Raw genomic sequence first — 12,799 nt, 5'->3', positions numbered from 1 at the left:
TGCGCATGCATGCGGCTGGCCGCATCGCCTTCGGGGTGGTGCCAAGCGTTGCACCGTATCAGTGAATGCCAATGCTGGCGCGATGATTGCGGCGTTGCCATGGGCCTGCTCCGTGCGTGCTTTGGGCGTCGAAGCCGGCGGGCCACGGCAAAGCGCCATATTTTTACGCGCGCCGCCTATTTTCCGTATCGCATAAAGCCGGTCGAGTTGACCGTATAGACCAGCAACCCACTGAAAAAACTCAAAATCAGCCCTGTGGCACGAGATTTGCGGATTTCATTGCAGTGTCTTGCCCTGCAACCTTGCCTGCCCCAGGAGGCCCCATGCAGACCGATACGTTGACCAAGCCTGCCATTGATGCCCTGATCGCCACGGCTTTCTCGCATGTTGGTGAAGGCGATACCGAATTCAAATCCGGCGGCCTGCGCGATTTCTTCCTCTATCGTGATCTCGGCATTGCCGCAGCCACCAACGGCATGGTTCTGGCCCAGTTGGTGAAAGCCAATCTGCCGCCGGAAGAAGGCACCGGCTGGCACCGCCATGAGGCCACCTTCCATATCGTCATCATGCTGAAGGGCTGGGCCCGGTTCATGTATGAAGACAAGGAAACCTTGGTGAAGGCCGGCGACTGCGTGCATCAGCGTCCCGGCATCGTGCATTTCCTGTTCGATTATTCGCCAGACATGGAATATCTCGAAATCGTCAGCCCGGCCGATTTCAGCACCGTCGATATGCCGGCGCCCTGTGCCATTCCAGCCCCCACACCATGGAAGTAGCCACCTGGAAGCGGCCGCAGGGCTGATGCCATCAGGCTTGTAATTCGTCGCCGATGCTTTAGAGGGAAATGCTTCGGGCTTTCCTAAAGCAGGCGGATATACAGGTTATGGCGCAGTCTCCTTCTTCATCGCTCGCTATCGGTCAGCGCTCGCTTGGCGATCCGACGCAGCTTTTCCCGTTGCAACCGGCTTTGCTGCAGGGCTGCCCGGTGAGCAGCAGCGAAGAGATGCAGTATCCGCTGGAGATCGACTACGACTACGCCAAAGTTGATTTAAAGCTGTTTGATCAAGCGCCGCTACCCGGTCTCGACCGCTGGGCACCGTTGCTGCCGCCACTGGCGCCGGGCATTTCCATGGGCGAAGGCGGCACACCGCTGCTCGATGGCGGGGCTATCGCGGCGGCCATCGGCTTCGATGGCGAATTGCTGCTGAAAGATGAAAGCCGCAACCCGACCTGGAGCCACAAGGACCGCCTCAATCTCTGCACCGTGAGTGCCGCCAAGCTCGGCGGGGCGCGTGGCATCGCGGCAGCTTCTTCCGGCAATCATGGCGCCGCCGCCGCCGCCTATGCCGCGCGCATGGGCCTGCCTTGCGTGATCGTTTCCAGCCCCGGTGCGCAGTCGGCCTTCCGCCAGTTCATCACTGCCTATGGTGCCGAACTGGTGCTGGTGCCGACCGAGCGGCGCTGGCCGGTGCTGCGCCGGATTATCGCGGAAACCGGCTATTTCCCGGTCAGTAATCTCACGCGTTTCCACACCGGCAATCCCTTCGGTCCGGAAGGCTACAAGACCGTGGCCTATGAACTTTTTCTGCAGCTTGGGCGCAAGCTGCCGGGTTGCGTGGTGGTGCCGACCGGCTATGGCGAGTTGCTTTACGGCCTGGCCAAGGGTTTTCGCGAATTGCAGCAATTGGGCCTCACCGACCGCGTGCCGCGTATCATCTCGGCCGAGCCGGCTGCGCGCGGCCCGCTGGCGCGTGCGCTGCAAAGCAATGCCGCTGCCGTGGAAGTGGCATCAGTGCCGACCATCGCCGGTGGTATTGCCTGCACGGTGAACAGTTATCGCGGCGTGCGCGCGATCCGCGACACTGCCGGCGTTGCCCTTACCTGCAGCGATGAAGATCTGGTGTCGATCCGCGCCAGCCTGGCCCATACCGGCTTGTACCAGGAACTCGCCGGCGTCGCCGGGCTTGCTGCGTTGCGTGCGGCATCGGCGCGCGGCGAGCGTTTCGAGGGGCCGGTGGTGGCGATTCTCACCTCGTCAGGCCTCAAGGATGTGCCGGCCATTGTCGATGGCGTGCCTCATATTGACGAAAACGGTCTCGACGAGCTGCTCCGCCGCCTGATGGCGTGAGCTGGATTGCGCGCGTCGCGTCAGCCGGCGGCACTGACAACAACCATTGATGCGGAGAAGCTGCGCGGATCATCTGCGCAGTGATGAAAACTTGCTGCTTTTTACGGCAGCATTGCAGATGCACAGAAACTGGCTTGACTTGATCGCCGCCGGCTTGTCATGCTGCCTGCATGAAATCGGGACAAAGTACCGATAATCGGAACACTGAAGGCCGCGATGCCAAGAGCCGCAGCCAGTCGCTGGACCGTGGCCTGCGCATCCTGGAAATGCTTGGCGCCGCCGACGACACCATTGGTGTGCGCGACTTGGCGCGTGAACTCGACCTGTCCAAGAGCATTGTGCAGCGCTTGCTCAATACCCTGAGCGAACGCGATTTCGTGGAGCAGGAGCCGGTGACGCGGAAATACCGCATCGGGCCGCATGCTTTCGAGATCGGCTCCAGCTTCATGCGCGGCGGCAGCCTGGCCGAAGTCAGTCTGCCCGAGATGGAGCCGATGGTGCGGGACCACAAGCTGAATTCCTATCTCGGCATCCTGCGCGAAAACGAGGCGCTGTATCTTGCCACCTTGCAGAGCAGCGGCCCGATTGCGATCCAGGTATCGCCTGGAGACCGCATCCCGCTGCATACCACGGCACTGGGCAAGGCCCTGCTGCTGGATATGAATGATGCCGAGATCAAGGCAATCCTGAGCGCCAGTGATTTGATCCGCCGCACGCCCAAGACCAAGCTGAGTGTGGCCGCATTGGTGGCCGAGATCCGCAAGGCGCGCAAGCAGGGCTACACCTTGTCGGAAGGCGAAAACATTATCGGCATCTACTCCATCGGCGCGCCGGTGCGCGACAGCAATGGCCGCATCGTGGCAGCGATCAGCGGTGCGTTGCCGCAAGCCATGGTGTCGCGCGCCAGGCTCGATCAGCTTGGCGCCGTGGTGGCGGCCACGGCAGAGCGGATTTCCCAGCGGCTTGGCGCCTCCCGGCGCAAGCTGGCTTCGCGCGGTCAGGCGATGAGTACGGCTTGAGTTTGAGTTTCCCGCAACAACAGGAACAACCAGCAACAAGGGGGCGTATGATGCAAAGCAAGACAATCACGGCGGCGTTTTCCGCATTGGCGGCAGTGGCGCTGTTCGCTTCGGCTGGCGCCGCGCGCGCCGAATTTCCCGATCGCCCGATCAACCTGATCATCCCGTGGGATGCCGGTGGCAGCACCGACCAGACCGCGCGCGTGCTGGCCAAGGCGGCAGAGAAGGTGCTGGGCCAGCCGATAGTCCCGGTGAACAAGCCAGGCGCCGCCACCGTGCTGGGCATGACCGAATTGGCCGCTGCCAAGCCCGATGGCTATACGCTCGGCGTGCTTTCCACCAGCAGCTACCTGATCCCGCTGGCGGGTCGCCAGGTGCAGTATGATCCGGAAAAGAGCTTTTCCTATGTGAGCTATTACGGCGACAACCTGATCGGCGTGGCGGTGCCCGCCAATGCGCCGTGGAAGACGCTCAAGGAACTGATCGACGACGGCAAGAAGAATCCCGGCAAGGTCAAGTTTGGCACCGGTGGCGTTGGTACCACGCAGCATCTCAGCATCGAAGGGCTGATGGTGGAAACCGGCGCCAAGTTCGTCCATATCCCGCAGAAGGGTTCGGCGGGTTCGGTGCCGGCCCTGCTCGGTGCGCATGTCGATTTCATCTCCGAAACCTCGGTCTGGGCGCCCTTCGTGGAGCAGAAGGAATTGCGGCTCTTGTCGGTGAACACGCCGGCGCGCTCGCCGCGCTTCCCCGATACCCCGACGATGAATGAGATGGGCTTCAAGTCGCTACGTTCGGTGCAGGCGATCATCGCGCCGGCCGGCGTTCCGGAAGCGGCCCGACTCAAGCTGGAAGGCGCCTTCCGTGCGGCGCTGAAGGATCAGGGCTTCATCGACACCATGAACCGTCTGGCCATGGTGGTGGTGGATCTGCCGGGCGCCGAGGTGAAGAAGCTCGTCGATTCCGAAATTGCCAGCGCGCGTACGCTGCTGGCGCAGATCAAGCAGTAAGGCGGGCGTCATGCGGGGGAGTTTCACGCCGCTCGGAGTCTCGGCACTTGTCATGATCGCGCTTGCCGTGGCTTTCGGCGTGGGCTCTCTCAAGCTCGGCTTCTGGGATCACGGCATCCCCGGTTCCGGGCTGATGCCGATGATCGCCAGCCTGGCCCTGCTGCCGCTGGCTGTCGTCCTGTTGGTGCAGGCCATTCGTGGCCGCGAAGGCCGGGGCGAAGGCGAGGGCTTCCAGTTGCTGCCCATCGCCACCCTGGTCCTGCTCTGGATTTACGTGGCGGCCCTGCCGCGTTTCGGCTTCGCCATTCCCACGGCGGTGATGCTGTTCATCCTGGTGAAGTTCATCTATGGCCGCGGCCTGCTGCCGGCCTTGCTGGTTTCGCTGCTGGTGACGGCTGGCGGCGCCGTGCTGTTCAGCATGTTCCTGGACACGCCCATCGAGGTTTGGCCCCATGCTTGAGGCGTTGCAGCAGGTCGGCCACGGCTTCTCGCTTGCGGTCCTGCCGGAAAATCTTCTCTATGCCCTGGTCGGCTCATTGCTCGGCACGCTGGTCGGCGTGTTGCCCGGGCTCGGGCCGGTCACCACCATCGCCGTGCTGCTGCCGATCACCTATCAGGTCGGTTCGCCGCTCGGCGCGCTGATCATGCTGGCGGCGATCTATTATGGCGCCATGTATGGCGGCTCCACCACCTCGATCCTGCTTAAAGTGCCGGGCGAGGCGGCTTCCGTGATTACCTGCATCGATGGCCATGAGATGGCCAAGCAGGGCCGCGCCGGCCCGGCTTTGGCCATTGCCGCCATCGGCTCCTTCGTTGCCGGCACGCTCGCCGTGGTCGGACTCACGCTGATCGGGCCGATGTTCGCCCGTTTCGCGCTTAGTTTCGGCCCGCCGGAATATTTCGCGCTGGCGACTTTCGGCCTGATCCTGGCCAGCACGCTGGCCGGCGGCCCGCCTTTGCGCGGCCTCTGCATGGTGTTCCTCGGCATCCTGCTCGGCCTGGTCGGCCTCGATACCATGACCGGCGATCCACGCTTCAGCTTCGGCATCCTCGATCTGACCAACGGCATCGGCATCGTGCCGCTGATGATGGGCATCTTCGGCCTCGGTGAGATTCTCTACAACCTGGAACAGCGCGGCGAGTCGACGCTGGTAACGACCAAGATCGGCCGCATCATGCCGTCACGCCAGGACTGGAAGGATTCCGCCTGGCCGATCGGACGTGGCTCGGTGCTCGGCTTCCTGCTCGGCCTGATTCCTGGCGGCGGCGCGATTCTCGGTTCCCTGCTCAGCTACACCATCGAGAAGAACCTGTCGAAGCATCCGGAGAGCTTCGGCAAGGGCAATATCGCCGGCGTCGCCGGCCCGGAATCGGCCAACAATTCAGCCGCTTCGGCTGCTTTCGTACCGCTGCTCACGCTGGGCATTCCTGGCAATGCGGTGACCGCCGTGCTGCTGGCGGCGTTGCTGATCCAGAATATCGAGCCCGGCCCGCTGATGCTGGTGAAGCATGCCGATGTGTTCTGGGGCGTGATCGCGTCGATGTATGTCGGCAATGTCATGCTGCTGATCCTCAACCTGCCGCTGGTTGGCCTGTGGGTGCAGTTGCTGCGCGTGCCGTTCTGGATCCTCAGTCCCATCGTCATCGCCATTGCCATCCTCGGCGCCTACAGCCTGCGCAATGCCTGGTTCGATGTCGGTGTGCTGATGGCCGGCGGCGTGATCGGCTATCTGTTCCGCAAGGCCAGCATCGAGGCCGGGCCGCTGATCATGGCTTTCATCCTGGCCGATCTGCTCGATACCTCGCTGCGCCAGTCGCTGCTGATGGGCGATGGCAACCCGATGATCCTGATCAGCCGGCCGATGTCCGGCATCATCCTGGTGCTCGGCCTGGCGGTGCTGGTGATGCAGCTTCTGGCCTGGCGGCGCAGCAATGCGGCGCTGGGGCTGGAGCCGCAGGAAGAAACGAAATGACGGCATCCACCCCCCGGCCCGATGCAGTGGAGAAGGTGAGCGGCGCTGCCCGCTTCGTCACCGATGTCACCGTGCCGGGGATGCTGCATGCCAAGCTGTTGCGTAGCCCGCTGCCGCATGCGCGGATCAAGGGGATCGATGCTGAAGCGGCGTTGCGGATGCCCGGTGTGGTGGCGGTGCTGACCGGCGCGGATTTCGCCAGCCTCAATCATCACTGGGGCCTGTTCCTGCGCGACCGCCCACTGATCGCCGTGGATCGCGTGCGCTATGTCGGCGAGCCGGTGGCTGCCGTGGTGGCCGAGGATGAATACAGCGCCGAGGAGGCACTCGACGCCATCCTGGTGGATTATGAGGATCTGCCCTATGTGACCGATGCCGAGGCGGCACTGGCGCCCGATGCACCGCTGCTGCATGAGCGCATGGACACGCTCAAAGATTTCTATTTCAAGGGCCAGGCCAAGCCGGTGGCCGGCAGCAATGTGTTCCAGAATTTCGCCTACGAGACCGGCGATGTGGATGCCGCCATGGCGGCGGCGCACCGGGTTTTCGAGGATAGTTACGACTTCCCCATGGTGTTCCATTATGCGCTGGAGCCCCATTGCGTTATCGCCGATTACGATCCGCGCGATGGTTTCAGCCTGTGGAGCTGCGGCCAGTCTCCGAGTGCGGTGCAGAAAGTGATCGGCGCCATTTTTGGCGTGCCGCAGGGCAAGATCCGCGTACGTGTGCCCTATGTCGGCGGCGGCTTCGGCGGCAAGGCCTCGGTGAAGCTCGATCCGCTGGTGGCCGGCCTGGCCTGGAAGCTGCACAAGCCGGTGCGGCTCTGTCTGTCGATTGCCGAATCGATGCTCACTTGCCGCCGCCTCAGCGCCACGGTGTCGCTACGCACCGCCGTCGCTGCCGATGGTACGCTGCTGGCGAAGGCGGTGCGCGTGGTGATGAATGGCGGCGCCTATGCCGATACCGGGCCGGCCGTGGCGATCAAGGCCGCCAACCGTGCCATCGGCCCCTATCGCATTCCCAACCTGCGGCTTGAATCGCTCGCCGTCTATACCAACACCGTGCCCGGCGCCGCCTTCCGCTCCATCGGCGGGCCGCAGGCAGTGTGGGCGACGGAGTCGCAGATGGATCAGATTGCCGATGCGCTGGGCATCGAGCCGCTGGAACTGCGCCGCCGCAATCTGTTGCGCCGGGGCGAGACGGTGCGGTCCGACCTGCGGCCCATCGACGTGGATATGGGTGAGGCGCTGGACCTGGTGGCGCAGGCATTGCCGCCGGGAGCCAAGGGCAGCGACGCCCCGGCGCGCGGCCTGGCGGTGGCGGCCAGCGATCCCGGCATCATGGCGGTCGGCTCGGCCATGGTGCGGCTGCATATCGATGGCTCGATGGTGGTGTTCGCCAACAGCGTCGAGATCGGCCAGGGCGTGCGCGCCGTGCTGGCGAAGCTGGCGGCCGATGTGCTGGCCCAGCCGGTGGAGCAGGTGAGCGTGGCCGAGCCCGACACGCTGACCACGCCGTTTGATTGGGGCACCGGCGCCAGCCGTTCCACTGTGATCATCGGCTTGGCGGTGCAGGAAGCGGCCAGCGATGCCGCGCGCAAGATATTGGAGCTGGCTGCCATTGCCTTCGAGACCACCATTGAGCAATGCCGCCTGGCGCCGGGTGGCGTGCTGGTCGGCAATGAGCTGCATAGTTTCCGCGACATCCTGCATCGCTGTTTCGGCATCGATAGCGGCGAGGTGACGGGCCTTGGTGTGATCACGCCGCAATATCGCGGCGGGGCTTTCGTGCAGGCGCCGCTGTTCTGGGAAACCGCCGCCGCTGGCTGCGAGATCGATGTGGATGAAGGCACCGGCGCCATTGCCGTGCGACGCTATGTCAGCGTCGCCGATGTCGGCAAGGTGATCAACCGCGTGGCCGCCGAGGGGCAGGACGAAGGTGCGGCGATGCAGGGCATCGGCCATGGCCTGTTCGAGGAACTGCTCTACGAAGACGGCCAGCCGGTGAATGCCAGCATGATCGATTATCATGTACCGGGCATCGACGAGGCGCCGGATGAATTCCATACCGTGTTGATCGAAGGCGGTGATGGCCCTGGCCCCGGCGGTGCGCGCGGCATGGGCGAGGGCGCTATCCTGCCGACAGCTCCCGCCATCGCCAATGCCCTGGCCCGCCGCTATGGCGTGCGCATCAAGAGTCTGCCGCTGACGCCGGAAAAAGTCTGGCGTGCGCTGCGCGATATCAAGGCGAAGGGAGTGGCGTGATGGATTTCGCCATGTCCATGCCGCTGCCCTGCGCGCCGCAAGAGGTCTGGCCCGTGCTGCTGGATTTCCGCCGCATCGCCGGCTGCATTCCCGGCTGCGAACAGGTGGAGGAAGTGGCCGAGCTGGCGCATTACAAGGCGGTGCTGAAGCAGAAGATCGGCCCCTTCAAGCTGGAAGTGCCGGCAGAAATCTTCATCGACGAGATGCGCGCCAACGAACTGGTGCGCGCCCGCGCCACCGGACGGGACAAGTTCACTGGCACGAATTTCACTGTGAATTTCGAGGTGATACTGCAGGCAGAGCCGCAATCGGCGCTGAATGTGCAGGCCGGCCTGCAGGTGGCAGGTAGGCTGGCATCGCTCGGCTACTCGGTGATCCGCAAGAAGGCGGACGAGAATTTCGCCGAGTTCAGCCAGCAATTGCAGCAGGAGGTGCTGCGCTGATGCTGCCGCGCCGCTTCGAACTGCACCGCCCCCGCTCGCTGCCAGAGGTTTTCGGCCTGCTGGATCGCTATGGCGACGATGCCTCGGTCTATGCCGGCGGCACCGAATTGCTGATTGCTCTGAAGGCCCGTGTGCTGCATTACCCGCACCTGGTTGACCTGAAGGCACTGGCCGAACTGGCCGCCATCGAGGAGGCCGGCGATGATGTGGTGATCGGTGCCCTCGCCAGTCATCATCGCATCGCCAACCATCCGCTGATGCAGCGCCTTCTGCCGGCCTATGCCGAATTGAGTGACGGCATCGCCAATATCCGCGTGCGCTGCGCCGGCACGCTGGGCGGCAATCTGTGTTTCGCCGAACCTCACGCCGATCCGCCGGCCTTGCTGGCGGCACTCGGCGCCAGGGTGCGGCTGCAAGGCAAGGAAGGCCAGCGCGATTGTGCGGTGGCTGATTTCATCCTTGGTGATTTCGAGACCGAACGGCAGCCCGGCGAAGTGATGACCGCCATTCTGGTGCCGAAGCCGGCTCCCGGCCTGCAGGCCGCCTATCGCTGCTATGGCGCTGGCGAGCGCCCGGCGGCGGGTGCGGCTGCCGTGATCCTGCCGGATGCGACTGGCAAGGTTGCTCAAGCGCAATTCTGGATCGGCGCGGTCAGTGGCCGCCCGCTGCCATTGCCGGCCACGATGGCTGCGGCAAGCGGCAAGGCGATGCACGATGTGGCGGAAGCCTGCTTGGGCATAGCAGCGGAAGAAATAGCCGTAATCGAGGCATCGGACGACAGCCATGGCAGCGCCGATTACAAGCGCCATCTGGCATTGACCATGCTGGAGCGCGCGCTGACGGCCGCTCTGGGCCATGAGACAGAGGCGAAGCGGGTGCCGGCATGAGCGACGTTCAGGGCATTGCGAAAATCCGCATCACACCGGTGGTGAACGGCCAGCCGCGTGAGGTGGAAATCCAGCCCAGCGAATTGCTGGTGGATTTCCTGCGCAACCGCTTAGGCCTTACCGGCACCAAGCGTTCCTGCGATGTCGAGGTCTGCGGCGCCTGCACTGTGCTGCTGGATGGCCTGCCGGCCAGTGCCTGCTCGACTTTGGCCGCCGATGCCGATGGCCGCGATGTCCTGACCATCGAGGGCGTGGGCGAGGAAGGCAAGCTGGACCGCATTCAGCAGGCCTTCGTCGATCATGGCGCATTGCAATGCGGTTTCTGCACGCCGGGTTTCGTGTTGGCGGTGCGCGCGCTGCTGGCTTTGCATGAAAAGCCCACGGAAGCGACGATCCGGCATTTCCTGCGCGGCAATATCTGCCGCTGCACCGGCTATGTGAAGATCATCGAAGCGGTGAAGAGCCTTGTTTGACCTGAGTATCAGTTCCGATGGCCGCGAAACCCCGGCTGCCTTCCGCGCCAAGCTCGCCGCCGGCGTGCAGGCCGGGCAGCGCCGCCGTGTGTGGATCGCCAACCATCTGTTCCAGCGCGACCCCATTGCGCTGGCCGCTGCCGCCTTGCAGGAAAGCCCGCTGATCGACGTTGCGCTGATGGCGATGTCGCCCTTCACCATGCATCCGGTGCAGCTTGCCATGAGTGCCGCCACGCTGGATGAGCTTTATCCCGGGCGCATCACGCTGTGCCTTGGTGTCGGCGCGCCGGTGGATCTTGGTTCGGTAGGCCTGGAGATCCCAAAGCCGCTGGCGCCGATGCGCGAGGCGATCCGCGTGGTGCGCGCGTTGCTGGCCGGCGAGATGGTGACATTCCAGGGCGAGAGTTTCCGCATCGAGAGCCGCCGGCTGGTGCATGCACCGGGGCCGCTGCCGGTCATCCTGGCTGCTTCGGGGCCCAAGATGCTGGAACTGGCCGGCGCCGAAGCCGATGGCGTGCTGCTTTCGGCGGCCACCTCGATCGATTTCATGCGCTGGTGCCTGGATCATGTGGCGCGCGGTTCCAATGGCCGTGCCGTGCGTCGCATCGGCCTGGTCTATGGCTCGGTGGCGGCGGATGCTGCAACGGCGCATCAGCGCCTGCGCCGGGTGCTGGCCATCGTGCTGCGCGGCCAGCATCACCGCCTCAATCTCGAACTGGCCGGCAATACGCTCGATCAGGCGGCCTTGCGCGCCGCCGTGGCAGCCGAGGATTGGTCTGCCGCCAATGCCTTGCTCACCGACCGTATCGTTGCAAGCCATGCCGCCAGCGGCACCGCGGCGGAAGTGGCGGCGCGCTTTGCCGCCTACGGCGCTGCCGGCCTGGATGAACTGGTGCTGAGTGGTGTCAGCGAAAGCCAGCAGGTTTCGGATTTGATCAAGGCGGCCATGGCGGCCGCGAAGGGGGACCAATGAAATTCAGTATCTGCCTGCCCACCGGTTTCGAGGGCGTGATGTATCCGATCCCGTTCGTGCAGCCGGAGGATTTCGTCAAGCTCGGCGTGCTGTGCGAAAAGCTCGGCTATGACTCGGTGTGGGGCAACGACCATATCACCACGCAGAAATACGTCAGCGAGTTATTCCCGGACACGCCGCCGGCTTTCTACGAGCCGCTGATCACGCTCACCGCCATTGGCGCCGCCACCACCAAGCTGCGGCTCGGCACCTCGCTGCTGGTGCTGCCGATGCGCGATCCGGTGTATCTGGCCAAGCAGGTCACCACCATGGACCAGCTTACCAATGGCCGCTTTGTGCTTGGTATCGGCCTGGGTGCCTATCGCGAGGAATTCGCCGCCTGGAACACGCGACTGGCCAAGGCGCGGCGTGGCGACATGATGGATGACGGTATCGCTGCCTTGCTCAAGCTGCTCTACGACAAGAGCGCCAGCCATGAAGGCCCGTTCTACGGCTTCAAGGATGTGGAGATGTTCCCGAAGGCGAAGCAGCAGCCTTTCCCGCTATTCATCGGTGGTCATAATGTCGAGGTGGTGGAGCGCGCCGCGCGCTATGGCGAGGGCTGGCTGCCGGGCTGGCGTCCGCTGCCGGAAATGAAGGAGCGCATCGAATTGCTGCGCCGTCGCGCCGCCGAGCATGGCCGCGACCCCAAGTCCATCGAGGTGGCGCCGCAATTCTCCTTCACCATTGCCAAAACCATGGAAGAGGCCGAGCGCATCTACATGGAGAGCGGCCTGGTGGCGCATCGCAAGTCGCTGTCCTATACGGGCCGCGATCTCAGCCAGCAGGTAATCGCAAACCTGGTCGGTTCGCCGGACGTGATCCTGGAAAAGATCGCCTACCTGAAAACCATCGGCGTTGACCATTGCACGGCTTTGATGGTGCCGGCCAACACCATGAGCGAGCTGCAGGACCAGATTCAGTGGTTCGGCGAAGCCATCCTGCCGCGAGCCTCATGACACTTGAACCCGCATACGACCGCATCACGCTGGACAGCCTGACGCCGCCGGAGCGGTACAAGCTGCTGACCGGCAGCGTGATTCCGCGGCCCATCGCCTTCGTCACGACGTTGAACGAGGATGGCGGCATCAATGCCGCGCCATTTAGCCAGTTCATCATCGTGGCGGCCAATCCGGGCCTGCTGGGTTTCTCGGTCGGTCCGGCACCGCGCGGCATCAAGGATACCCTGCGCAATGTGCGGCGTAGCGGCGAGTTTGTGATCAACACCGTGCCGGAGGAATTGGCGGAAGCCGTGCAGCTTTGCGCCGATATCGAGGAACCCGGCGTTGATGAGCTGGCGAAGGCCGGGCTTACCACCCTGCCATCGGAACTGGTTGGCCCGCCGCGCGTGGCGGAAAGCCGCATCCAGTTCGAATGCCGGGTGGAGAAGATCGTGGAATTCGGCGATGCGCCGAATTCCCTGGTGGTCGGCCGCGTGCTGCTGATGCATGCCCGCAGCGGCCTGGTGAACAAGGCCTGCCATGTGGATGCGGCAGCCAGCAACGCGTTGGGCCGCATCGGCGGCCGGAATTATTGCCGGGTCAGCGAGTTCATCGCGGTTTGACCGGCTTATGGCTCTTTGAGGAACGG

General features: G+C 64.0%; 13 protein-coding genes. All 13 read left to right on the top strand.

Translation table 11 applies throughout. The features are described 5' to 3' along the window. Nucleotides 1-323 precede the first annotated feature (323 nt). The 13 genes from V6B08_RS00580 to V6B08_RS00520 all read left to right on the top strand — a co-directional run bounded on the left by V6B08_RS00580 (nucleotide 324) and on the right by V6B08_RS00520 (nucleotide 12,773). Nucleotides 324-776: a cupin domain-containing protein gene (locus tag V6B08_RS00580; protein ID WP_341977021.1), complete on the top strand. Its 453-nt coding sequence runs from the start codon at nucleotides 324-326 to the stop codon at nucleotides 774-776. A gap of 107 nt (nucleotides 777-883) precedes the next feature. Then, on the top strand, nucleotides 884-2,128 hold the full coding sequence (locus V6B08_RS00575) for a threonine synthase (protein WP_341977019.1): 1,245 nt from the start codon (nucleotides 884-886) through the stop codon (nucleotides 2,126-2,128). 170 nt (nucleotides 2,129-2,298) lie between these two features. After that, nucleotides 2,299-3,147, top strand: coding sequence for an IclR family transcriptional regulator (locus V6B08_RS00570; protein WP_341977017.1), 849 nt, complete (start codon nucleotides 2,299-2,301; stop codon nucleotides 3,145-3,147). 50 nt (nucleotides 3,148-3,197) lie between these two features. Next, nucleotides 3,198-4,157, top strand: a complete 960-nt coding sequence (locus V6B08_RS00565) for a tripartite tricarboxylate transporter substrate binding protein (protein WP_341977015.1) — start codon at nucleotides 3,198-3,200, stop codon at nucleotides 4,155-4,157. Nucleotides 4,158-4,167: 10 nt separating this feature from the next. Beyond that, nucleotides 4,168-4,617: a tripartite tricarboxylate transporter TctB family protein gene (locus V6B08_RS00560; protein ID WP_341977013.1), complete on the top strand. Its 450-nt coding sequence runs from the start codon at nucleotides 4,168-4,170 to the stop codon at nucleotides 4,615-4,617. Beyond that, nucleotides 4,610-6,130: a tripartite tricarboxylate transporter permease gene (locus tag V6B08_RS00555; protein ID WP_341977011.1), complete on the top strand. Its 1,521-nt coding sequence runs from the start codon at nucleotides 4,610-4,612 to the stop codon at nucleotides 6,128-6,130. The genes V6B08_RS00560 and V6B08_RS00555 overlap by 8 nt, the downstream gene beginning before the upstream one ends. After that, nucleotides 6,127-8,394 (top strand): xanthine dehydrogenase family protein molybdopterin-binding subunit, encoded by a 2,268-nt coding sequence (locus V6B08_RS00550; protein WP_341977009.1) that lies wholly within the window; start codon nucleotides 6,127-6,129, stop codon nucleotides 8,392-8,394. The genes V6B08_RS00555 and V6B08_RS00550 overlap by 4 nt, the downstream gene beginning before the upstream one ends. Continuing rightward, complete coding sequence (locus V6B08_RS00545) at nucleotides 8,394-8,837, top strand: SRPBCC family protein (protein ID WP_341977008.1); 444 nt, start codon at nucleotides 8,394-8,396, stop codon at nucleotides 8,835-8,837. The genes V6B08_RS00550 and V6B08_RS00545 overlap by 1 nt, the downstream gene beginning before the upstream one ends. Next, the gene (locus V6B08_RS00540) at nucleotides 8,837-9,724 is read left to right on the top strand and encodes an FAD binding domain-containing protein (protein WP_341977006.1); all 888 of its coding nucleotides are present in this window, start codon (nucleotides 8,837-8,839) and stop codon (nucleotides 9,722-9,724) included. The genes V6B08_RS00545 and V6B08_RS00540 overlap by 1 nt, the downstream gene beginning before the upstream one ends. Beyond that, complete coding sequence (locus V6B08_RS00535; RefSeq protein WP_341977003.1) at nucleotides 9,721-10,197, top strand: (2Fe-2S)-binding protein; 477 nt, start codon at nucleotides 9,721-9,723, stop codon at nucleotides 10,195-10,197. Before V6B08_RS00540 ends, V6B08_RS00535 begins: the two co-directional genes overlap by 4 nt. Further along, on the top strand, nucleotides 10,190-11,170 hold the full coding sequence (locus V6B08_RS00530) for an LLM class flavin-dependent oxidoreductase (protein ID WP_341977002.1): 981 nt from the start codon (nucleotides 10,190-10,192) through the stop codon (nucleotides 11,168-11,170). The genes V6B08_RS00535 and V6B08_RS00530 overlap by 8 nt, the downstream gene beginning before the upstream one ends. After that, on the top strand, nucleotides 11,167-12,168 hold the full coding sequence (locus V6B08_RS00525) for an LLM class flavin-dependent oxidoreductase (RefSeq protein ID WP_341977000.1): 1,002 nt from the start codon (nucleotides 11,167-11,169) through the stop codon (nucleotides 12,166-12,168). The genes V6B08_RS00530 and V6B08_RS00525 overlap by 4 nt, the downstream gene beginning before the upstream one ends. Beyond that, nucleotides 12,165-12,773: a flavin reductase family protein gene (locus V6B08_RS00520; RefSeq protein WP_341976998.1), complete on the top strand. Its 609-nt coding sequence runs from the start codon at nucleotides 12,165-12,167 to the stop codon at nucleotides 12,771-12,773. The genes V6B08_RS00525 and V6B08_RS00520 overlap by 4 nt, the downstream gene beginning before the upstream one ends. Nucleotides 12,774-12,799 lie beyond the last annotated feature (26 nt).

Source organism: Ferrovibrio sp. MS7, from assembly GCF_038404985.1.
Lineage (GTDB): Bacteria > Pseudomonadota > Alphaproteobacteria > Ferrovibrionales > Ferrovibrionaceae > Ferrovibrio > Ferrovibrio plantarum.
Note: the sequence above shows the minus strand (reverse complement) of the source record. Positions and strands in the feature narration are given on the sequence as shown.

Bases quoted from the DNA above. Each gene is read 5' to 3' on its own strand.
- V6B08_RS00575 (WP_341977019.1), top strand. From the start codon at position 884: ATGGCGCAGTCTCCTTCTTCATCGCTCGCTATCGGTCAGCGCTCGCTT.
- V6B08_RS00560 (WP_341977013.1), top strand. From the start codon at position 4,168: ATGCGGGGGAGTTTCACGCCGCTCGGAGTCTCGGCACTTGTCATGATC.
- V6B08_RS00580 (WP_341977021.1), top strand. From the start codon at position 324: ATGCAGACCGATACGTTGACCAAGCCTGCCATTGATGCCCTGATCGCC.
- V6B08_RS00565 (WP_341977015.1), top strand. From the start codon at position 3,198: ATGCAAAGCAAGACAATCACGGCGGCGTTTTCCGCATTGGCGGCAGTG.
- V6B08_RS00550 (WP_341977009.1), top strand. From the start codon at position 6,127: ATGACGGCATCCACCCCCCGGCCCGATGCAGTGGAGAAGGTGAGCGGC.
- V6B08_RS00570 (WP_341977017.1), top strand. From the start codon at position 2,299: ATGAAATCGGGACAAAGTACCGATAATCGGAACACTGAAGGCCGCGAT.
- V6B08_RS00545 (WP_341977008.1), top strand. From the start codon at position 8,394: ATGGATTTCGCCATGTCCATGCCGCTGCCCTGCGCGCCGCAAGAGGTC.
- V6B08_RS00520 (WP_341976998.1), top strand. From the start codon at position 12,165: ATGACACTTGAACCCGCATACGACCGCATCACGCTGGACAGCCTGACG.
- V6B08_RS00535 (WP_341977003.1), top strand. From the start codon at position 9,721: ATGAGCGACGTTCAGGGCATTGCGAAAATCCGCATCACACCGGTGGTG.
- V6B08_RS00555 (WP_341977011.1), top strand. From the start codon at position 4,610: ATGCTTGAGGCGTTGCAGCAGGTCGGCCACGGCTTCTCGCTTGCGGTC.
- V6B08_RS00525 (WP_341977000.1), top strand. From the start codon at position 11,167: ATGAAATTCAGTATCTGCCTGCCCACCGGTTTCGAGGGCGTGATGTAT.
- V6B08_RS00540 (WP_341977006.1), top strand. From the start codon at position 8,837: ATGCTGCCGCGCCGCTTCGAACTGCACCGCCCCCGCTCGCTGCCAGAG.